At 55.0% G+C, this 20,536-nt stretch carries 20 protein-coding genes; 13 read left to right on the top strand and 7 right to left on the bottom strand.

Annotated elements, in window-relative coordinates; translation table 11 throughout:
• Positions 1 to 165: 165 nt before the first annotated feature.
• From pcaK to pcaC, 6 genes are all read left to right on the top strand, one after another.
• Positions 166 to 1,509: a 4-hydroxybenzoate transporter PcaK gene (pcaK, locus tag IEX86_RS06735; RefSeq protein WP_188865370.1), complete on the top strand. Its 1,344-nt coding sequence runs from the start codon at positions 166 to 168 to the stop codon at positions 1,507 to 1,509.
• Positions 1,510 to 1,765: 256 nt separating this feature from the next.
• Positions 1,766 to 2,971: a 3-oxoadipyl-CoA thiolase gene (pcaF, locus tag IEX86_RS06740; RefSeq protein WP_188865371.1), complete on the top strand. Its 1,206-nt coding sequence runs from the start codon at positions 1,766 to 1,768 to the stop codon at positions 2,969 to 2,971.
• A gap of 255 nt (positions 2,972 to 3,226) precedes the next feature.
• Positions 3,227 to 4,516 (top strand): MFS family transporter, encoded by a 1,290-nt coding sequence (locus IEX86_RS06745; RefSeq protein WP_188865372.1) that lies wholly within the window; start codon positions 3,227 to 3,229, stop codon positions 4,514 to 4,516.
• A 15-nt stretch (positions 4,517 to 4,531) separates the two neighbouring features.
• Entirely contained in the window at positions 4,532 to 5,902 is a 1,371-nt protein-coding gene (locus IEX86_RS06750; protein ID WP_188865373.1) for a 3-carboxy-cis,cis-muconate cycloisomerase, read from the top strand.
• A gap of 9 nt (positions 5,903 to 5,911) precedes the next feature.
• On the top strand, positions 5,912 to 6,700 hold the full coding sequence (gene pcaD, locus IEX86_RS06755) for a 3-oxoadipate enol-lactonase (RefSeq protein ID WP_188865374.1): 789 nt from the start codon (positions 5,912 to 5,914) through the stop codon (positions 6,698 to 6,700).
• Positions 6,701 to 6,711: 11 nt separating this feature from the next.
• On the top strand, positions 6,712 to 7,122 hold the full coding sequence (gene pcaC, locus IEX86_RS06760) for a 4-carboxymuconolactone decarboxylase (RefSeq protein ID WP_188865375.1): 411 nt from the start codon (positions 6,712 to 6,714) through the stop codon (positions 7,120 to 7,122).
• Between the two features lie 54 nt (positions 7,123 to 7,176).
• Here pcaC and IEX86_RS06765 read toward each other — a convergent pair whose 3' ends face one another.
• Together IEX86_RS06765 and sseA are read right to left on the bottom strand one after the other, a co-directional pair.
• On the bottom strand, positions 7,177 to 8,460 hold the full coding sequence (locus IEX86_RS06765; RefSeq protein ID WP_188865376.1) for an OprD family porin: 1,284 nt from the start codon (positions 8,458 to 8,460) through the stop codon (positions 7,177 to 7,179).
• A gap of 574 nt (positions 8,461 to 9,034) precedes the next feature.
• Positions 9,035 to 9,892, bottom strand: a complete 858-nt coding sequence (gene sseA, locus IEX86_RS06770) for a 3-mercaptopyruvate sulfurtransferase (protein WP_188865377.1) — start codon at positions 9,890 to 9,892, stop codon at positions 9,035 to 9,037.
• Between the two features lie 204 nt (positions 9,893 to 10,096).
• Here sseA and epsC point away from each other — a divergent pair, with 204 nt between their 5' ends.
• Complete coding sequence (gene epsC / locus IEX86_RS06775) at positions 10,097 to 11,044, top strand: serine O-acetyltransferase EpsC (RefSeq protein WP_188865378.1); 948 nt, start codon at positions 10,097 to 10,099, stop codon at positions 11,042 to 11,044.
• A 311-nt stretch (positions 11,045 to 11,355) separates the two neighbouring features.
• On the opposite strand, the gene IEX86_RS25390 is transcribed toward epsC, so the two are convergent.
• A complete protein-coding gene (locus IEX86_RS25390) occupies positions 11,356 to 11,487 on the bottom strand; it encodes a hypothetical protein (RefSeq protein ID WP_268239856.1) in 132 nt (43 codons plus the stop codon).
• Between the two features lie 294 nt (positions 11,488 to 11,781).
• Here IEX86_RS25390 and IEX86_RS06780 point away from each other — a divergent pair, with 294 nt between their 5' ends.
• The 3 genes from IEX86_RS06780 to IEX86_RS06790 all read left to right on the top strand — a co-directional run bounded on the left by IEX86_RS06780 (position 11,782) and on the right by IEX86_RS06790 (position 14,464).
• Positions 11,782 to 12,924, top strand: a complete 1,143-nt coding sequence (locus IEX86_RS06780; RefSeq protein WP_188865379.1) for a hypothetical protein — start codon at positions 11,782 to 11,784, stop codon at positions 12,922 to 12,924.
• Between the two features lie 288 nt (positions 12,925 to 13,212).
• Positions 13,213 to 14,157, top strand: a complete 945-nt coding sequence (gene cbpA / locus IEX86_RS06785; RefSeq protein WP_188865380.1) for a curved DNA-binding protein — start codon at positions 13,213 to 13,215, stop codon at positions 14,155 to 14,157.
• Position 14,158: 1 nt separating this feature from the next.
• Entirely contained in the window at positions 14,159 to 14,464 is a 306-nt protein-coding gene (locus tag IEX86_RS06790; RefSeq protein ID WP_188865381.1) for a chaperone modulator CbpM, read from the top strand.
• A 40-nt stretch (positions 14,465 to 14,504) separates the two neighbouring features.
• On the opposite strand, the gene IEX86_RS06795 is transcribed toward IEX86_RS06790, so the two are convergent.
• From IEX86_RS06795 to IEX86_RS06810, 4 genes are all read right to left on the bottom strand, one after another.
• Positions 14,505 to 15,203, bottom strand: a complete 699-nt coding sequence (locus IEX86_RS06795) for a TIGR04211 family SH3 domain-containing protein (RefSeq protein WP_188865382.1) — start codon at positions 15,201 to 15,203, stop codon at positions 14,505 to 14,507.
• 658 nt (positions 15,204 to 15,861) lie between these two features.
• Positions 15,862 to 16,452, bottom strand: coding sequence for an NUDIX domain-containing protein (locus IEX86_RS06800; RefSeq protein WP_188865383.1), 591 nt, complete (start codon positions 16,450 to 16,452; stop codon positions 15,862 to 15,864).
• A gap of 148 nt (positions 16,453 to 16,600) precedes the next feature.
• Positions 16,601 to 16,969, bottom strand: a complete 369-nt coding sequence (locus IEX86_RS06805; protein WP_188865384.1) for a COG4315 family predicted lipoprotein — start codon at positions 16,967 to 16,969, stop codon at positions 16,601 to 16,603.
• 135 nt (positions 16,970 to 17,104) lie between these two features.
• Positions 17,105 to 17,329, bottom strand: a complete 225-nt coding sequence (locus IEX86_RS06810; protein ID WP_188865385.1) for a hypothetical protein — start codon at positions 17,327 to 17,329, stop codon at positions 17,105 to 17,107.
• Between the two features lie 249 nt (positions 17,330 to 17,578).
• Here IEX86_RS06810 and IEX86_RS06815 point away from each other — a divergent pair, with 249 nt between their 5' ends.
• The 3 genes from IEX86_RS06815 to IEX86_RS06825 all read left to right on the top strand — a co-directional run bounded on the left by IEX86_RS06815 (position 17,579) and on the right by IEX86_RS06825 (position 20,230).
• Positions 17,579 to 18,412, top strand: a complete 834-nt coding sequence (locus IEX86_RS06815) for a glycosyltransferase family 9 protein (RefSeq protein WP_188865386.1) — start codon at positions 17,579 to 17,581, stop codon at positions 18,410 to 18,412.
• Positions 18,413 to 18,838: 426 nt separating this feature from the next.
• Positions 18,839 to 19,849 carry an AI-2E family transporter gene (locus IEX86_RS06820; RefSeq protein ID WP_188865387.1) on the top strand — a complete coding sequence of 337 codons (1,011 nt, stop codon included), beginning with the start codon at positions 18,839 to 18,841 and terminating at the stop codon, positions 19,847 to 19,849.
• Between the two features lie 114 nt (positions 19,850 to 19,963).
• Entirely contained in the window at positions 19,964 to 20,230 is a 267-nt protein-coding gene (locus tag IEX86_RS06825; protein ID WP_074825024.1) for a DksA/TraR family C4-type zinc finger protein, read from the top strand.
• The last annotated feature ends 306 nt before the right edge of the window (positions 20,231 to 20,536 follow it).

A 20,536-nucleotide genomic window follows, 5' to 3' on the forward strand; every position in this document is an offset into this window, starting at 1 on the left:
TCTGCTCCGTAGGGTAGAGGCACGTTGCCAGCCGGCACGCCAGATAAAAACAATGAGCCCGCCTATGTCCTGCATGATTTCCTCCCTGGATGGGATGTTGCGTGCACATCGCTCCGATGTGCCTGAAACCGTTATTGTTGACTCGTGGGTTGTGAGGGCCTTGCCATGACCGGGCAATCCTCGACGAACACAACGCTGGATGTTCAATCGTTCATCAACGCTCAGCCGCTAAGCCGCTATCAATGGCGAATCGTGGTGCTGTGCTTCTTAATTGTCTTTCTGGACGGGCTGGATACTGCTGCGATGGGGTTCATCGCGCCTGCGCTGACCCAGGATTGGGGAATCGACCGCGCAAGCCTTGGGCCGGTAATGAGCGCTGCTCTTGTCGGAATGGTGTTTGGCGCACTGGGCTCAGGGCCGCTGGCAGACCGCTTCGGTCGTAAGGTCGTGCTGGTTGCTGCTGTTTTTATCTTTGGATTATTCAGTGTGATCTCGGCCTACAGCGCAACGATAGACCAGCTGGTTATCCTGCGGTTTTTAACCGGGCTTGGCCTGGGCGCTGCTATGCCGAACGCTACGACGCTGCTTTCCGAGTACACGCCAGAGCGGCTTAAGTCGCTTCTGGTTACCAGCATGTTTTGTGGTTTCAACCTGGGAATGGCGTGTGGTGGGTTCGTATCTGCCAAGCTGATTCCTGCCTTCGGCTGGCATAGTTTGCTGTTGCTGGGCGGCCTGCTGCCGCTGGTACTGGCAGTGGTTTTGCTGTTCTGGTTGCCGGAGTCAGCCCGCTATCTGGTGGTGCATAACCGAGGCGTTGATCAGATCCGCAAAGTCTTACTGCTTATTGGTCCGAGTATTGTCCAGCAGGCGCGGGAGTTCAGCGTGCCGGAGCAGCGTACGGTTAAGGCGCGCAATGTATTCGCTGTGATTTTCTCCAAGGAGTGCGGGCTGGGTACCGTGCTGCTTTGGATGACCTACTTCATGGGGCTTGTCATTGTTTATCTGCTGACAAGCTGGCTGCCTACGCTCATGCGCGACAGTGGGGCAAGCCTGGAGCAGGCTGCGTTCATTGGAGCACTGTTCCAGTTCGGTGGTGTGCTCAGTGCTGTAGCAGTGGGTTGGGCGATGGACCGGATCAACCCGCACTGGGTTATAGGCACGTTTTATCTGTTGGCGGGTGTATTTGCCTATTGTGTTGGGCAAAGCCTTGGGCATGTGACGTTATTGGCCACGCTGGTATTGGTCGCAGGTATGTGTATCAACGGTGCACAGTCGGCTATGCCATCGTTGGCGGCGCGGTTTTATCCGACTCAGGGCCGGGCAACAGGCGTGTCGTGGATGCTGGGTATTGGGCGCTTTGGTGCCATTCTGGGCGCCTGGATGGGTGCGACCCTGCTAGGGCTGGGATGGAATTTCGAGCAGGTATTGACCGCATTGGTTATTCCCGCTGCGCTGGCTACAGCGGCTGTCGTGATCAAAGGCATTGTTAGTCATTCGGATGCTTCGTAAGGCCTTTCGACGCATACGATAGTGCAGGTGGAGCAGACAATCGTGTTCGATAACCGACCATAGATTCGATTATCGGATTGTCTGCCCATAGCCTCGCGGCTTACTGTTCCGTTCAACATCTCTCTCGTCTGGAGCATTCTTCAGGCGAATACGACTCAGGTATTCGGCACCACTGATTTCAGGGTGTTGCTTAGACCGCCACACCGCCCCTTACCGATAGGCCGCCGGCCCAAGCAGGAGCGGTATCAGGAGACTCATGATGCGTGATGTATTCATCTGCGATGCCGTTCGTACCCCTATCGGCCGTTTTGGCGGTGCATTGTCCAGCGTTCGCGCTGATGACCTGGCTGCCATTCCGCTTAAGGCGCTAATGGAGCGCAACCCTGGCGTGAACTGGGCTGAAGTCGATGAGGTGTTCATGGGCTGTGCCAACCAGGCGGGTGAAGACAACCGTAACGTGGCACGCATGGCGCTTCTTCTGGCTGGTCTCCCCGAAAACGTACCGGGTGTGACCCTGAATCGGCTTTGTGCTTCGGGCATGGACGCCGTGGGTACGGCGTACCGCGCTATTGCCAGTGGTGAAATGGAGTTGGCCATTGCCGGCGGGGTGGAGTCCATGTCCCGCGCTCCGTTCGTGATGGGCAAGGCCGACACCGCGTTTTCCCGTGGCCAGAAGATCGAGGACACCACCATTGGCTGGCGCTTTGTGAATCCCTTGATGAAGCAAATGTACGGCACCGATTCCATGCCGGAAACAGCCGATAACGTTGCGCAAGAGCACAAGGTGTCCCGCGCTGATCAGGATGCATTTGCGCTCCGCAGCCAGCAGCGTACGGCGGCGTCTCAGGAAAGCGGCTTTTTTGCTGAGGAAATCGTGCCCGTGCGTATCGTCCATAAGAAAGGCGAGACGATTGTCGACAAGGACGAGCATCCGCGTCCCGATACCACCCTGGAAATGTTGGCCAAGCTCAAGCCTGTGAATGGCCCGGACAAGACGGTCACGGCGGGTAATGCTTCAGGTGTAAATGATGGCGCGGCAGCCATGATCATCGCGTCGGCCGAGGCAGTAGCCAAATATGGTCTGAAGCCCCGCGCCCGCATCCTGGGTATGGCTAGCGGTGGCGTGGCCCCTCGTGTCATGGGCATCGGCCCTGTACCTGCGGTGCAAAAGCTGCTGACACGTCTGGGGAAAACCGTTGAAGACTTTGATGTGGTTGAGCTGAACGAGGCCTTCGCCAGCCAGGCATTGGCAGTCGTACGCGGCTTGGGCCTGCCCGACGACAGCGAGAAGGTAAATCCGCAGGGTGGCGCTATTGCGCTGGGCCATCCGCTGGGTATGAGTGGTGCGCGCCTGGTAATGACCACGGTGCACTGGCTGGAAAAAACCAATAAGCACTTAGGGCTGGCAACAATGTGTGTGGGCGTTGGGCAAGGGCTGGCGTTAGCAATCAAGCGCGTATAAGGACTCAAGTCTTGAGCGTCTCGTGCAGCGGGGCGCTTATAGGGAAAGGGTGATCTGCTTTAGCGTGAAGGATTTAAGACTTGCCAAGGAGATAATTGTAAAAGGACATGTCTCACCAAGGCCTGCGAATCCATCACGCGTAGGTGGCACACCCTGCAACAGGGCAAAGGCTGCCCTTGGCAGGGTCATTCACCGGCGAGTCAGGACCGAATTACTCGCCGGGATATTCCTATTTCAAAGACAAGAGCGGATCGAATGACTATCAGTTCCTATACCTTGGAAGAGCGTCGTAAAAGAATCTTCGCCATTGTCGGGGCCTCGTCCGGCAACCTCGTCGAGTGGTTTGATTTTTACGTTTACTCTTTTTGCTCCATCTACTTTGCGCACGCGTTTTTCCCCTCTGACGACCCCACCGTCCAGCTCCTCAATACTGCAGGTGTTTTTGCCGCAGGCTTTCTAATGCGGCCCATCGGCGGCTGGATTTTTGGCGGAGTGGCAGACCGTTACGGGCGACGTACGTCCATGATGATTTCGGTCCTCATGATGTGCGCGGGATCCCTGGTCATCGCCTGTCTGCCTACTTATGAAAGTATCGGATTCTGGGCCCCGCTCCTCCTGCTGATGGCGCGCTTATTTCAGGGCTTGTCCGTAGGTGGGGAGTATGGCACCACTGCCACCTATATGAGCGAGGTGGCGTTAAAAGGAAAGCGTGGCTTTTATGCCTCGTTTCAATACGTCACGCTGATTGGTGGACAGCTCCTGGCTGTGCTGGTCGTAGTCATTCTTCAGCAGCTGCTGACCGAGCAAGAACTGCGGGCCTGGGGCTGGCGAATTCCCTTTGTCGTCGGCGCATTGGCTGCCGTGATCTCGCTCTTTTTACGTCGTTCTCTGGAAGAGACTACAACCAAGGAAAGCCGCGCAAGCAAGGAGGCCGGTTCTGTCGCTGCTCTGTTCAAACATCACAAAGCTGCCTTCTTTACCGTGTTGGGCTACACCGCTGGCGGTTCGCTGATCTTTTATACCTTTACCACGTACATGCAGAAGTATCTGGTCAATACGGTTGGCATGCATGCGAAGACAGCCAGTGCCCTCATGACGGGAGCGCTATTCCTGTTCATGATCATGCAGCCGATTTTTGGCGCCTTGTCAGATCGTATTGGTCGTCGTGCATCCATGCTGTGGTTTGGTGGGCTGGGCGCGCTGTGTACCTACCCCATTCTGATAACCCTCAAGGGCACGGACAGTGCGACTGTGGCGTTTGTCCTGATCCTTATTGCCTTGGCCATTATCAGTTTTTACACCTCTATCAGCGGTCTAGTGAAAGCTGAAATGTTTCCCCCGGAAGTTCGTGCATTGGGGGTAGGTTTGTCCTATGCGGTGGCCAATGCCTTATTTGGTGGCTCAGCAGAATTCGTCGCATTGAAGTTCAAATCCATTGGGCATGAAGAGCTCTTTTACATCTACGTGTCCGGCATGCTGGTGCTGGCGTTCCTGGTGAGTTTGCGCCTGCCTCGTAAAGCCAGCTACCTGCACGACGATCATTAATTACAAGGACCACGTATGAGTCAGCGACCGGCTAATCAACTCTTCGATGCCTATTTCACTCAGGCGGCGATGCGTGAAATATTCAGTGATGCGGGCCGCCTGCAAGGCATGCTGGACTTTGAAGCGGCGCTGGCGCGTGCAGAGGCTCTAGTGGGTGTGATTCCACAGAGCGCCGTGGCACCTATCGAGGCGGCGTGCCGAGCGGATCGTTATGACCTTGAGGCCTTGCAGCAAGCCATCATGAATAGCGGCAACTCGGCTATTCCGCTGGTGAAGGCGCTGGGTCGCGAGATCAAGCGTGAAAGCCCGGAGGCCGAGCGGTATGTCCATATGGGGGCGACTAGCCAGGATGTTATGGATAGCGGGCTTGTACTGCAGGTTCGCGCCGCCTTCCAGTGGCTGGAGCATAACTTGGGTGCTTTGGCCGATGTCCTGGCTGAGCAGGCACAGCGATATGCCGAGACCCCTCTAGCCGGGCGAACCTGGTTACAGCATGCAACGCCCGTGACTTTGGGTATGAAGATCGCCAGCTGGCTGGGGGCGATTACTCGCCACCGCCAACGATTGGCTGAGTTAAAGCTTCGTGTGTTGGTCCTCCAATTTGGCGGTGCTTCCGGCACGCTGGCAGCTTTGGGCGAAAAGGCCATGCCAGTGGCCGAAGCACTTGCTAGAGAATTGGATCTGCATTTGCCTGAGCAGCCCTGGCATACCCAGCGGGATCGTCTGGTGGAGGTAGCGAGTCTTTGCGGATTGATTGCTGGCAGTCTGGGTAAGCTTGGGCGAGACATCAGTTTGCTGATGCAGACGGAAGCGGCCGAAGTTTTCGAGCCTGCCGGGCAGGGCCGAGGTGGTTCCTCAACCATGCCGCACAAGCGCAACCCCGTCAGCGCGGCGGTGTTGATCAGCGCGGCTACACGCGTTCCCAATCTCGTTGCAACAATGTTTGCCGCTATGCCTCAGGAGCATGAACGCAGCCTGGGACTATGGCATGCCGAATGGGACACGTTGCCGGACATTTTCTGCCTCACCTCCGGCGCGCTGGAACAGGCGCTACTGATTGCGCAGGGATTGGAAGTCGATACCGCGCGTATGCGAAATAATCTGGAGCTGACCCACGGATTGGTGCTGGCCGAGGCGGTAAGCATCGCCCTTAGTCAACGGCTTGGTCGTGAGCAGGCGCATCACCTGGTTGAGCAATGCTGCCGCCGCGCGGTAGAGCAGGGGAGCAATCTGCGTGAGGCGCTCGCTCAGGAGGAGACAGTCACTGCCGAATTGCCTGCGGACGAACTGGATCGTCTGCTTGATCCCGCTCATTACCTTGGACAAGCACGCACGTGGGTAGCGCGCGCCTGTGCAGAACATCATTCATTTACGTCTTCTTGCTAGGAGGTTTCCGTGCCAGCTGTACAGCTCGCCGATGGCGAATTGAATTACCGTTTTGATGGCCGCGAGGAAGCACCGGTGCTGGTGCTGTCCAACTCGCTGGGTACTGACCTGCATATGTGGGATGACCAGATTCCTGCGTTTACCGAGCATTTCCGTGTGCTGCGCTATGACACGCGCGGCCATGGTGGCTCCTCCGTTACGCCCGGCCCTTATACTATCGAGCAGTTGGGTCATGACGTGCTGGCGATGCTGGATGCCCTGAAGGTCCAAACAGCCTATTTTTGCGGGCTGTCCATGGGAGGACTGATTGGACAGTGGCTGGCAGTGAATGCCAGCGACCGTATCCAGCGTGTTGTGATCTGTAATACCGCCGCCAAGATTGGAACGGCCGAAGGCTGGAATGACCGTATCAATACGGTTCTCAACGGTGGTCAGGCTGCGATGGTCAACCTGCGTGATGGTTCTATCGCCCGCTGGTTTACACCTGAATATGCTCAGGCGGAGCCGGCCAAGGTCAAGCGCATCACCGACATGCTGGCAATTACTTCGCCAGAAGGGTATGCCGCAAATTGTGCAGCTGTGCGTGACGGTGACTTCCGCGAGCAGCTGAAGACTGTCACTGTCCCGGTACTTGTTGTAGCAGGTACGCATGATGCCGTCACAACGCCGGATGATGGGCACTTCATGCAAGCGCAGATTCCAAACGCCGAGTATGTAGAGTTCGACGCTGCGCATCTTTCCAACGTGCAAGCTGGCGAGGCGTTCAGCCGTCGCGTGCTGGCCTTCCTGACGGTTTAGGAGTTATCGAAATGGACGAACGCGAACGCTACGAAAACGGTATGGAAGTGCGCCGCGCGGTATTGGGCGATGCCCACGTGAATCGCAGCCTGGAAAAGCTCACGCCATTCAACGAAGAGTTTCAGGAAATGATTACCCGGCACGCCTGGGGTGATATCTGGACGCGTCCCGGCCTGCCGCGGCATACGCGCAGCCTGATCACCATTTCCATGCTGATTGGCATGAACCGTAGCGAAGAGCTCAAGCTACATCTTCGGGCCGCCGCCAATAATGGCGTAACGCGAGATGAGATCAAGGAAGTGATCATGCAGAGCGCGATCTACTGTGGCATCCCGGCGGCTAATGCCACGTTCCATCTCGCGGAGTCTGTGTGGGATGAGCTGGGAGTAGAGTCGCGGCAAGAGCAGTATCAAGGGCAATAATACCGTCCAAAGAAAAGCCCGTCGTGAGACGGGCTTTTTTACAGCTATCGGATCTTACAGAATGGAAATCGGGTAGCTGAAGATCAGGCGGTTTTCATCAATGTCATTGTTGCTGCCATAGTCACGACGGACCATGGAGTTTCTCCAGCGCATGTTCAGATCCTTGAGCGGACCGCTCTGGAAGGTATAGGCCACGTCGAAGTTGCGTTCCCATTCGGAGCCATCTTTATTGGCTGCGTTGACATAGATATTGTCACCATGACCGTACCGCGCCATGAAGGCCAGACCCGGAATACCCATGGCGGCAAAGTTATAGTCGTAACGTAGTTGCCAGGAGCGCTCCTTGGCATTATCAAAGCTCTGGGTGAACATATCGTTGACGATACTGCCACCGCTAGTGCCGTTTACGCTCAGCCAGCCGTTATCGCCGCTGACGTGCTGATAACCTACGGTAAACTTGTGCCCCCCCGTACCTGCCGACAATTGGCCTGTAAAGAGTTTGTTATCCAGGTCGCCTGCACGCGCCTGTCCTTCTTCCTTGCCAATGAAGTAGCCCAGGTTGGCACCAAAGCTCCAGTCGCCATATTTCTGGGTATGGGTCAGGTTGAAGAAGTTCTGCTTGTAGATATCTTCAAATTGCGCATGCCATACACCTACCATGGTGCGCTTGTCGTTGAAGGTGTACTCGCCACCTACATAGTTGAAGCGATCAGATTGTGCAGAGCGGATCTGCCGGGCGCCACCAGTCGTGATCGCCAGGTCCTGCATATCGGAGGAGTTACGCAAACTCACCTGACGAATCTGGGCGGCATAGAAGGTAAAGCCATCCAGTTCTTTAGAGGTGAGGGTTGCGCCACGGAAGGTCTGAGGGAGCAGACGGCCGTCGTTGAAGCGCAACACGGGCACGTTCGGCATCAACTCGCCTAGCAACAGGTCAGTCTTGGAAAGACGAGCCTTGAAGGTAGCACCCACGCGACCAAAATCGTCTGCTGCACGACCATCGTCATGCACAGGCAGCAATTGTGTGCCAGCGCGACCTCGACCGCTGTCCAACTTGAGACCGTACAGCGCAGTCAGGTCCAGACCAAATCCCACGACACCCGGTGTATAGCCCGAGGCTGCCGTCATAATGAAACCCTGGCCCCATTCTTCAACCTTGCTCTGTTGAGCGTTACTGCCATTACGAAAGTCCCGGTTGAAATAATAGTTGCGCGTCATCACGTTGACTTTGGCGTCTTCCAGGAAGCCTTCGGCATGAGCAGCAGCCGGTAATGCCAGAGCCAGCGCAAACGGTGCGCATCCGATAAGCGTAGGAATAGAGAGATAGCGAAGGGTCATTATTGTTGTACTCCCATGAGTAATGATGCCGCGCCTGAACGCAATCTCTACGGATCGATTCATCAGAGGCGGAGAAGCCCTGGTCCTGAGGGCGTTGTCATGTCCGGCGCTAACAGGCAGCCGAACTTAAGCGAAAGCCAATAGGCTTCCACGTAATCTGGAATAGGGATATGTGTGGAGCAGGAGGGGACAAAGCCGTACAGGATATGCTCTTGAACATTCAGGTCATTCCATTATTAAACTTATTTTGGAATTCAACCGTGCGCCTTATGGCCAGGGTTGTACGACGAGTGCCGCGATAATGCTATCGGTTTGCTATTGAAAGCAATACCTGTGTGTCCGTTTATCGCACTTGAGTTAATTTATGAGACAAGTGGTCCAACTGGCTGGCCTGCAACAGGTTTTTAACCCTTATCAAGGTTAAACGCCTACTGTAGCGTGGATCAGGCTGCTGATTTTGTCCTTTCTGATCTATGGATTTTTACGTCTATTAGACTAAAGCACTATGCTTTGACGGCAAATCGTCAGCTGGCAGGCGTGGGTATTACCATTGTCAGCATACCCACGCAATATTTCAGTTTTCTTTACCAATGGCTTTAGGGGTGTCCTCCCGCGAACCCCATTCGGTCCAGGAGCCGTCATACAGCGCGCCTTCCGGCAGACCTGCTATCGCCATGCCCAGCAGTAGCACTGCGGCAGTAACGCCACTGCCGCAACTGGTGACTACAGGGCGAGAGCCGTCTGCTCCGGCAGCAGCAAAGCGAGCCCGTAGCGCCTCGGCCGGTTTGAAGGTTCCATTCGGCTGTAGCAGCTCGGTATAAGGCAGATTGAAGCTACCAGGAATGTGTCCTGAGGCGAGCCCGGCGCGAGGCTCTGGTACGACGCCTTCAAATCGATTAGCTGCCCGTGCGTCCAGTACCTGCTCGGCGTGGCTGTCGAGGTTGGCCTGCAAGTCACCCAGCCCTCTTCGCATCCGGGCACGAAAGGTTGCCTGGAATGGAGCAGCCGCGGGGCTTGACCTGCTAGCGCCTTGTTCAGTGGCCCGTTGTTCAGCTATCCACTTGGGCAGACCGCCATCCAGCACAGCGACGTGATCATGACCGAACAGGCGAAACAGCCACCAGACACGCGCCGCCGAGAACAGACCTTTCTGGTCATATACCACTACGCGTGATTGGTTACTGACGCCCAGCTCACCTACAAGCCGAGCAAAGCGTCCCTGAGACGGCACCATATGTGGGAGTGTTGTGTCCTGGTCCGACACCTCGTCGATATCGAAAAAGCGCGCGCCAGGGATATGTGTGCGCTCATATTCAGCCTTGGCATCTTTGGATTCGTTGGGCAAGTAGACACTGGCATCAAATATCACCAGGTCTTTGGCGTCCAACTCATTGGCAAGCCACTCGGTGCTGACCAGGGGGCCAAACGTCATAAGAGTTCTCCTGTATCAATGTTCCACTCATGGTTGCCTTGACGCCAGACAGTACGGCGTTGGCAGGTCTGCCATCATCCTATCCGATCAGGCGGACGATGGGGTAAGGTACAGGCATCAGGTGCGGTGTGCTCGATCAGCCGCAACGTTTTATTGTCGAACCCAGGACCGGCATGTACCGGTTCTTTTTCCAGGAACGTGGTAATGAGCGACTCAAATCAAGTGCGGGGTAAAGCCCCGGGGATTAACTGGCAACTGGAGCGAATCGTAGACGAGCTACATGATGCTCGTAACGAGTGGCGTAGCCAGCATGGCCGAACGCGAGAACTAAGCAGCCGTGAACTGCCATCGCGAGCGGTAATGGGCGAGGTCCTCGAGTCGCTCTGTAGTGCGCTATTCCCGCTACGCCTGGGGCCTAATGATTTGCGTGCGGAAAGCGAAAACTTTTTCGTTGGGCATGTGCTGGATCGGGCGCTCAACGCTTTGTTGGGGCAGGTGCGTCTGGAGCTGTGCTATACCGCCCGGCAGAAGGGTATACCGGAATGTTCGGTCGAAGGCCCTGCTCAGCGCATCGTGCAGGAGTTTGCCCTTGCATTGCCTGATCTGCGTCGGCTTCTCGATACTGACGTTCTTGCTGCCTACCGTGGCGATCCCGCCGCGCGCAGTGTAGATGAGGTGTTGCTGTGCTACCCCGGTATCCTGGCTGTTATCTACCATCGGCTGGCGCATCAGCTGTATCGCTCGGATCTTCCACTGCTCGCCCGCATCATCGCAGAGCTGGCCCATTCGGCGACGGGAATTGATATTCATCCTGGTGCACAGATCGGCCCAAGCTTCTTTATCGACCATGGCACTGGCGTGGTCATCGGCGAGACAGCCATCATTGGTGAGCGGGTCCGGATCTATCAAGCCGTAACCCTGGGCGCCAAACGCTTCCCAGCCGATGAGGCCGGTAATCTGCAAAAGGGGCATCCGCGTCATCCAATCGTTGAGGACGATGTGGTTATCTATGCCGGTGCGACCATTTTGGGGCGTATCACCATTGGCCAAGGCTCTACCATTGGCGGCAATGTCTGGCTGACGCGCAGCGTACCGGCGTTCAGCAACGTGACTCAGGCCAATCTGCAGGGCTGCTCCAATAGCGACCAATAAGCGAGCGTAACGCGGTGGGTGCTGGTTTTTCTGCTTACTCAATGAGACGCTTGCCTGTGAATGCGCCAGCAAGCAGGCGGGCAGTTGCAAGGAGCGCCTGTTTGACATGCTGTGTTGGACGCCATCTTCACGGCACCAGCACAGCTGCCTTCAAGCGCTCTGCTTTTACTGGCTTAAGTAAAAAGCGTAACCCGGTTGCCAGGGGTTTAGTGTCTTGGCTTAAGGGTAGTCTGCGGGCATAAAAAAGGGCTGAAGCTATAAATAGTCTCCAACCCAAAACCGAGTAGAAAGTATCCGATCACCTGATCAGATCAAGGGGAAATCGGGTCGCTGGCTGGGAAAGTTTCCTCGACGGCCTGGTCCAGCTGATCGTCATTGACGTCGCGATTGTCGAGGTCTTCATTTTCAGCATTCTGGTTTTCGGGGTTCTTGATGTCGCTCATGTTCGTCTCCCGTTCGGGCCTTGTTTAGGCGTTATAGGTTAGGCCGCGAGGGATACGGAAGGTTCTGACCACCCATCTATTGAGGCGTCAGGCATCTTTCAACAAGGGGTAAAGCGCGAACATTTTCAATCTTTCGATTGATACCCATCGCTGCGTTAAACAGTGAACATAGACTCCCGATTCACAATGCCCAATCGCTAGGGTGCCTTTGCAGGTTCTTGCGCAACGGTAATGCGGTAATGGCTTCCAAGCCTTGCTGTACCTCTGGTGGAATAAACATTCATGGAGAGAGCTATGTTTATCTTCAAACCGCTCGCTGCTGCCGTTCTTGCGGTCGTGGCTACGCAAGCCTTCGCTGAAAGCAATACAGCCCGACAGGATCAGCACGGTGTACTCAATACGGCTACGATCGAGCAGTCTGGGACGGGTAACTCAGCCAAACAGTCTCATAGCGGCTACGCTAACGACGTTCGCCTGATACAGGCTAATAGTCAGGCAAGTACAGCAAAACAGGCGCAAGCGGGTAATTACAATGCCGCTACGGTCGAGCAGACTGATTCGGCCAATGCCTATTCCAATCAGTATCAATATGGCCGGAACAATCAGGCTTCTGTCTTTCAGCAGGCCTCTGATTCGGCTTCGGCCAATCAGAGCCAGACAGGTACTGCCAACGAAGCGGAAGCTGAGCAGCTAAACACTACCCAGGCGAGCTCGCGTATTACACAAAACGGCAATACCAATTGGGCGCATACGCTGCAGGAAGGCGCAGTTGCCAGCGAAGTATCCGTCACTCAGCAAGGCGACAGTCACACGGCCCTGCTGTGGCAACGGGATGGTTCCAATAACGTTGCGACTGTTACTCAGACAGGTAACGACACCTCAGCCAATATCTATCAGCTGGATAGCCAAGGCTCAGTGGCCATGCTTGAGGTCAGTGGCCTCAGCACTTCGGCTTATGTCACTCAGCGCGGTGTCGAGCAGCGGGCGGGTGTACGTATCGACGGCCAGAATGGCGGCGCTCTGGTAACACAGGAAGGCGGCTATAACGAGGCAGATACCACCCAGAGTGGTTTATCGAATAGCATCGATGCCTACCAGACGGGTGAGTGGCAGGCCGTTCAGATGAGTCAGGTGGGTGACTACAACATCGGCACCGCCAGCCAGACGGGTATGGGTAATGAGCTATACGCCGACCAAGCTGGCAACAGTAACGTCTTTTATGCAACGCAAGACGGCAATGACAACATCCTGAGCGCCTCTACTGAGGGCTCCCTCAGCGAGATAACCGTTGGGCAGCAGGGTGACCGTAACGTGGCCTATGTAAGCCAGCTGAGCGGCTCGGACAACCACATCACGTTGCAGCAGACCGGTACTGATCTTCGCGTCAATCTGAGCCAGTCGGGTACAGGCAACCGCGTCAATCTGATCCAGCAATAACGCTTCGCTCCTACACTCTCATGCACTACCTGATCTCAGGTGGTGCATGTCTAGAGCCTTTCAAACAGGGGTTTACCTGCTGCTGCATCTTTTTTTCATCGGCACTGGATTCCTGACGCGCTGTCCACATCTTTATCGAAAGGTGCGCATGCCTTGAACTGACCTGGGTCAGCGCCTTAGTGGGCTGATGGGGTTATGTTCGTGCGCAGGCGCGATCACCGAGTACGGGCAGGCCTGCTCAGGCTGTCTACTTTTGACTGTTGTCGACTGACGAGACGGTGAGGTTCGATGGAATTTAAAGACTATTACGTACTGTTGGGCGTCGACCCCGGTGCAGATGAGAAAACGATCAAGTCCGCCTACCGCAAGCTGGCGCGCAAATATCATCCGGATGTGAGCAAGGAGGCGGATGCGGAAAACAAATTCAAGGAAGTGTCCGAAGCGTATGAAGTATTGAGAGATCCCGAAAAGCGCGCTGAGTACGATCAGTTGCGCCGGTATGGGCGGGCTGGACAATCATTCGAACCACCGCCTGGCTGGGATTTCAATGGCAGTTCCCAGGGGGCTGGAGGTGGGCATAACGGCGACTTCTCCGAGTTTTTCGAATCTATCTTCGGTGGCCGCTCCGGTGGCTGGGAGTGGGAGCGTAGCCGTGGGCGAAGAGGGCAAGATGTGGAAATGGAGCTGCCGTTGTTTCTGGAAGACACCCTTTCAGACGAGCCAAGAACCGTTAATTATCGTGTGCCCGCTTACAGCTCTGATGGCCGACGTCAGGAAAGCCTGGCCAAGAGCCTCAATGTTCGCATTCCAGCAGGTGTGAGTGACGGTGAGCGCATACGCCTCAAGGGGAAGGGCGCGCCAGGAGTAAATGGCGGCGCGGATGGTGATCTCTATCTGGTTATCCGGCTGGTGCCGCATCCCTTATTCGACGTAGATGGGCACGATTTGCTGCTAACTGTTCCGTTGGCTCCCTGGGAGGCTGCACTGGGGGCCAAGGTGACTATTCCTACCTTAAGCGGCAAGCTTCAGTTGACTGTTCCAGCCAATAGCCAGGCCGGTCAGCGTTTGCGCCTCAAGGGTAAAGGCTTACGAACTCGAAAGGGCGGCGCAGGGGATCTGTACGCGGTAATCAAGATTGTCATGCCCAAGGCCCATGATGAGGCGACACGAAAGCTCTGGGAGCAACTGGCGAGCAAGGCCGCGTTCAACCCTAGAAGTGAGTGGAGGGATTAAGATGACGACCGTAATCGTGGAATTTGGCCTCGAGGAGATCAGTCACCTGGTCGACACGCCCGTCACTCACATTGTCGAGCTTGTCGAGCATGGCATTGTTGAGCCACACGGGCCAAAGCCGGAGGCATGGGTGTTTGACCTGTCTGCCTTGCACACGGTGCGGCGTGCCGTGCGGCTGCAACGAGAGCTTGAGCTGGACTGGGCAGGTACTGCGCTGGCACTTGACCTGCTGACGCAGGTGGAAAGCCTGCGTGCAGAGAACCGTATGCTTAGGCAACGGCTTGGCCGCTTCATGCACGATGAGTAAGTCAATGGCTCCGGACTTGATGCGCCGAAGCCTTCTTATTTTAGAACCAGCGGTCGTTGCGCTTTCTGCGGCCTGCAAATGAAGGCAGGATCAAGCCAGCCAGGAGACCCGCTCCGGCAATGCTGCCTCCGTAAACGAGGTAGCGCATCATGACGTCCTTGTTTTCATCGCCCAGACGTGCCTTGACGCTGCGAAGCTCGGATTGCGCATCGGTCAGCTCGGCATCAAGCTGGTGCCGTGTCTGCTCAAGCTCATCTATACGCGCCTTGCGGGCATCCATTGTTTCCTGCATGCCCTGAATGCGAGATTTCCAGCTGTCATCAATGGTCTTGAGCTTGCTGCTCAGCTCGTTTACCTGCTGTTCCAATTGCGGTACACGTTCTACCGGGCCCGGCTGTTCCTGTAGTTCGCTGGAGCGAATCCATACCAGGTCACCGCTTTCACCGCGGATCTGACTGTAATCGCCTTGTGTATTGACCAGCTCGACTTTTTGGCCGGACTTGAGTGATCCGACGATACGATAGCCATCGGTCGGACCGCTGCGAACATAGGTGGATAGCGTATCGCTTACCCAGCGATCAGCTGCCTTGGTTTCCTGGGCATGCGCCTGCCCTAGGCCAGCCACAAGGGCGGCTCCTAGCAGGCAGGTACCCAAGGCGGAACCTTTTGAGACAATGCGTGTGCCCTTGGCTAAAGGTGTACGAGAAAAAAGGGCTACGAGAAAAGTGGGCATAGGCATTAAATGGTCATGTAATAAAAGTGTGAGAGCCTGGGACAAAAGGCCATCTTTTGGAAAAGGCCGTACCGTAACAAGCTCTGCCTACGATCAGCAATCGAATCATGCAGAGTTTGTGCATGGGTCACGCCTTGTCAGAGCCGCCAGCAGGATACCTGCCGAATTCTGGCCAAGACCTGAACGATCCATACATTTTTAAGCCAAGAAGACGAAATATATTTCCTGATGCGTCTGCTTGGTGCCTTTGACTAATGGCTTATACACCACTGGCCAATCTATGGCCTGGCCGACAAGAGGTGTGCGACCTTATGGGTTAGCAGAGGTTTCCGTCATCGCATAAGGCACGCCTGAAACTGTGAAATAGTTTGAAAATAGCGCTGGAATTAACCTGTTTCCATGACTGTGCTGAGTTCAGCAAAAGGCATGGTCGTTGGCATCCCTATCTGTTTTGATCGGCCTGGCTTGTCCTTATCCTGACCTGGCGCTTGCGGGTCTCCGTACGGCAGATCAATCCGACCCGGAGGCAACGGTTATTACCAGTAGCACTAGCGCCTACTAAGAAGCTAAGAGGTTGCCTCCGCTGTTAATGGTTCTGGAAAAGCATGATTGATCGTCTCAGCCATGCTTTTCTGGTCTGATCGGAGCCGAGAACGGTGAGGTTTTAGCGCTCCGAGAACAAATAGAGAGCTGCATAATGCACCAGCATAATGGTTTTGGCGTCCAGGATTTGACCGGCGCGTATCATGTCCATCAACTCATCGAAGCCGAACTCCATTACTTCGATGTCTTCACCCTCATCAGCCAGTCCACCACCTTCGCCTTGGCGTGTATGGGTATCGTATTCCGCGGCGAAAAAGTAAAGCTTTTCCGTGACCGAGCCAGGGCTCATATACGCTTCAAACAGCTTGGTGACATGATGTAGGCGATACCCGGTTTCTTCCTCGATTTCAGCGCGGATACGCTCCTCTGGCTCTGCATTTTCGAGCAGGCCTGCTGGCGTTTCGATCAACATGCCGTCCGGAATGCCGTTGAGATAAGTCGGCAGGCGGAACTGCCGGATCAGGACAATCGTGCGGCGCTCCAGGTTGTATAACAGTACCGTTGCGCCGTTGCCACGATCATAGGTTTCGCGGGTATGTTGTTGCCGGGTTCCATCACGCCGTTGGTATTCCAAGGTGTACTTGGTCAGTACGCCCCAGTCATTGGCGAGAATGTGTGAATCGAGGATACGAATGGGCGACGAGTCGGTCATGAATGGTTCTCGAAAATAATATTCAGGCAGGGCGGGTATTGGGCTTAGCCTCTAGGGCCGGAGGCTTATTCTAAAGAGAATGGCAGTGCATTTTGGCAGAGGTGTGTCAGAAGGAGAAACCGGCACAGTGGCCGGTTCCAGAGTGGTATCACGGCTTGGCTACATGCCAGACGCCACCTTTGGCGTCACCGGTCTTGTCACCGGGCTGCTTGTCCTGAATAAAGGTGTATAGCGGCTTGCCCTTATAGGTCCATTGCATGGCGCCGTCTTCACGTTCAATGACGGTCCAGGCATCCGAAGGTTTTGTGCCAGCCTCTGCTTCCACTTTGAGTGGTGGCCAGTTCTCCGCACATTTGCCGTTACACCTTGAAATGCCCTCGTTGTCTTTATCGTACGTGTATAACGTCCTGCCCTGGCTATCGATCAGTACACCGCCTTTTTCCAGTGCCGGGGAGGCTGCCAGAGCTGTAGTAGAAGCAAAAAGGGCGGTTGCGACAAGCAGAGCTTTGACAGTCATGGTGGTCTCCGTGGATAAACGACTGGTTATAAGCAGTATCCTTATCACCTACACACGGACCGTCGGCGCGAGAGAGCGTTCCTAGTCATTCCGACTCAGGTACCTTTTCGGTACGCCTTGTAAGGCACGCTTTATCTATAAGTTGGCAACCAGTTTGCCAATGGCATCAAGTGCCAGTGCAAGCAGGGCGGCAACGCCAATAGAGCACACAACCAGAGTCTTACCCCACCATACGCTCCACTTCACGAGGCCGACTACGATACCAACGGCACAAAGCAAAAAACCGAGCTGAAGATAATAGGTCGTCCAGGCCAGAGCCTGGATAAACAGCAGCCATAGCTCGTTGAATTCCTGATACATCACATGCTCCTGTCTCCGATCAGGCAACACTATCGCACGTCTGGCTGGAAAACCGGGTATCCCTGTACCGCCTGTGTGACGATGCTGAGAGACAGCCGCGCTCAGGTTGATAGAAATATCTCCTTACAGCCTAAATGGCAGCAGCTTAACGAAAGGCGCATAGATCCATTTCGGTTAAGCAAACCTTAAGGATGAGCTTGCTAGTCTGCTAAAAATTTTGGGTTCGACATTACATTCGGGAGAAATCGAATGGGATGGGGCGACGAGCTGATGGCTGTGGGTCAGGCCCGGGTGCATTATGAAAAGACCCGGCAGAAAGTGCTTTTTGTCGACAGTGAAGGGCAGCCGCGCTGGTCAGAGATCTGGGAGAACAGTCCTTATATTCTCAGGCAGCCGGAGCCAGGGTGCGCCATAATTTGCAACGCACCCAAGAGTCGCCCTTATATCTATCGCAAGAACAAGAAGATCTGTGAATGGCAGCCGTTTGACCTAGTACCCGGCGAGATCTTCTTTTCTGCTCAGGAGCTGGCGTTCGGCCGGGAGCATGCACGGGGCTCGATTGTCATTGAGCCTAATACCAAGGTTTCTGATTCTAACAAGGCCTGGCCTTGGGAGCGCTGGGAGCAACTGGCCCGGTACGGCTTTGATTTTGTACAGCTAGGGCCTGAAGGAACGCGTTTGCTTCCCGGTGTGCGGCATATCGTGACGGCAAGCTTTCGCGAGGCGGCTGCTGTATTGGCTCATGCCCGTGGCTTTGTAGGCGCTGAAGGCGGTATGCATCACGCAGCGGCAGCGGTTTCTACCCCTGCTGTGGTGCTGTTTTCTGAGTTTATTTCACCTCGGATCACAGGCTATCTAGGCCATATCAATCTCTATCAGGGCAAGACCCCCCTCGGTAATGGTGCGCGGTTACCCTGCAAGAAGTGTCAGGCTTCCATGCAGGCTATTACTGTCGAACAGGTGGTGTCGGCATTGAACGAGCTGATGTCTGTTGGTTCAGCGGTAAGGCCTGGCGTTGCCACAGCACATCGGCCCGCTGAGAGTAGGGCGGACAAAGCTCATTCACAGACGCTCTTTGCCTAATTACACAGCGGTACCTGCGGTTTATTGGCAGAGTGCTTCGATTAACGTGGAGCAACGAGCTGATTGCGTTGCTCCATGCGATGACGCTGACTCCCAGGCTATTCAGTGGTTTTCAATTGATAAGCGCTGCCATAAGGCTGCGCTTGATCCGAAGGGGGCATCGTCTGCGCCTCCAGCTTCCACAGTAAGTCTTGTATCCTTGCATCGAGACCGAAACGGCAGGCATGAGTCGTTACTCTTTTTCCTGCTATGCCGTTAAGGTAGAGCCTCGCATAAATATGTTCAGTATTTCCCGCTGCAGGCCTCAACAGGGCACAATAGCGCTTCACTGAGCGCGGCTGCGGTTAGTGGCTTTTCCTGTTTTAAGACAATGACTCATGGAACAGGCTGCCTTTGTAAGGCGGCTTTATCAACGTATAGGACATCATGCCCGTATTCACGCCTCGTCAGATTCTGCTGGGTAGTTGGTTCATTATCCTGGCTAGCCTTATGTTGGTTTTTCCGCTGGGATTGGTTCCCAGTCTGTTCGCCGGTCTGCTGGTGTTCGAGCTAGCCAACATGCTGGAGCCTCGTCTGCAGGGGCTCATTTCTGGCGACCGGGCCCGTATCGTAGCGGTAGCTCTGCTGGTGACATTGGTTGTTTGCGTATTGGCTGTATTTTTTGCTGGGGCGATCAGTTTTGTGCTCCATGAGGCTCGCAACCCCGGCAGTCTGATCGATAAATTCATGGCCTTGACTGAGCGTGCACGTGGACAGTTACCGCTTGCGCTGGATAAATACCTGCCTGCTAGTGCCGAGGATTTTCGTCATTCGGTCAATGAATGGTTGAGGGCTCATGTGGGCGAGCTGCAAACCATCGGCAAGGATGCGATACACACCTTTGTTACCCTGGTAATTGGTCTGATTCTCGGCGCTGCGGTCGCCCTGCAGCGCAAGCGCAGTCGCGCGCATGAGCGTCCGTTGTCTACGGCTCTGCTGGATCGTGTGGCACTTCTGTCCGAAGCATTCCGCAATGTGGTGTTTGCCCAGGTAAAGATCTCTTTTATCAATACCATTCTGACGGCCGTCTTCCTGGCCGGTGTGCTGCCGCTCTGTGGCATCCACTTGCCGTTGATTAAGACCATGATCGTGGCGACGTTCATTCTGGGGCTGCTGCCCGTAATCGGGAATTTGCTCTCTAATACCCTGATTCTGATCGTAGGGCTTTCGGTTTCGCTTTGGGTGGCAGTCTCCGTAGGGTGCTATCTGGTCGCTATCCATAAGCTTGAGTATTTCCTCAATGCGCGCATTGTCGGAGGGCAAATCAAGGCCCGCTCCTGGGAGTTATTGTTGGCCATGCTGGTTTTTGAATCGGCTTTCGGCTTACCAGGACTTGTGGCGGCGCCTATCTATTACGCCTATCTCAAAAGTGAGCTGACGCGAGCAGATCTGGTGTAAACGAGTCATAGATGTCATTGGTCGGCTATGGCAAATGATGTTGCGCTGGCCTCTTGTTATCGGTGCGGGTGTACCCATATCAACAGGATGTCTCACAGCTAATGGGAGAGTCCTATGGCCAGTGGTTGGGCAAACGACGGTGCGGTTCAGGAGCAGATCGACAGCACTATTGAAGATGCTATCCAGCGCGCTCGAAGCCAGATGGGGCGTGGTGAAAGCCTGACGCACTGCGAAGAGTGCGATGCGGTTATTCCCGAGGCTCGACGCCAAGCAGTAAAGGGTGTGCGCTTGTGCGTTAACTGTCAGGCCGCGCACGACAAGGAGCAGGCCAGATTCAGCGGCTATAACCGACGCGGCAGTAAGGACAGTCAGCTACGCTAAAGAGCAGTAGGGAGCAAGGCAATAGAGCCACCTTGCTGCTCGTTAAAGCCTTTTAAATATAGGGCTTGCCAGCGCACGCTAGCATCTTTCTGAGGATTTATGATCTTGCCTTTTTAAAAGGCAACGCTTTACTGTTCGGTTTTTATTGTTGCCGTCAGTCACCCACTCTCAAAAAACCATTCCCTCCCCGTAAAGTTCTTCTTCTGTCCGTCGATACGCGTTGCACTACTTATTCGTTTACTCAAAGAACGTCTAGACGCTAGCTGTGCCCCTGCATTTAGGGTTATCGCTTAATCATCTCCAGAT

This window comes from Pseudomonas asuensis (assembly GCF_014646755.1).
In the GTDB taxonomy this organism is placed as follows: domain Bacteria; phylum Pseudomonadota; class Gammaproteobacteria; order Pseudomonadales; family Pseudomonadaceae; genus Chryseomonas; species Chryseomonas asuensis.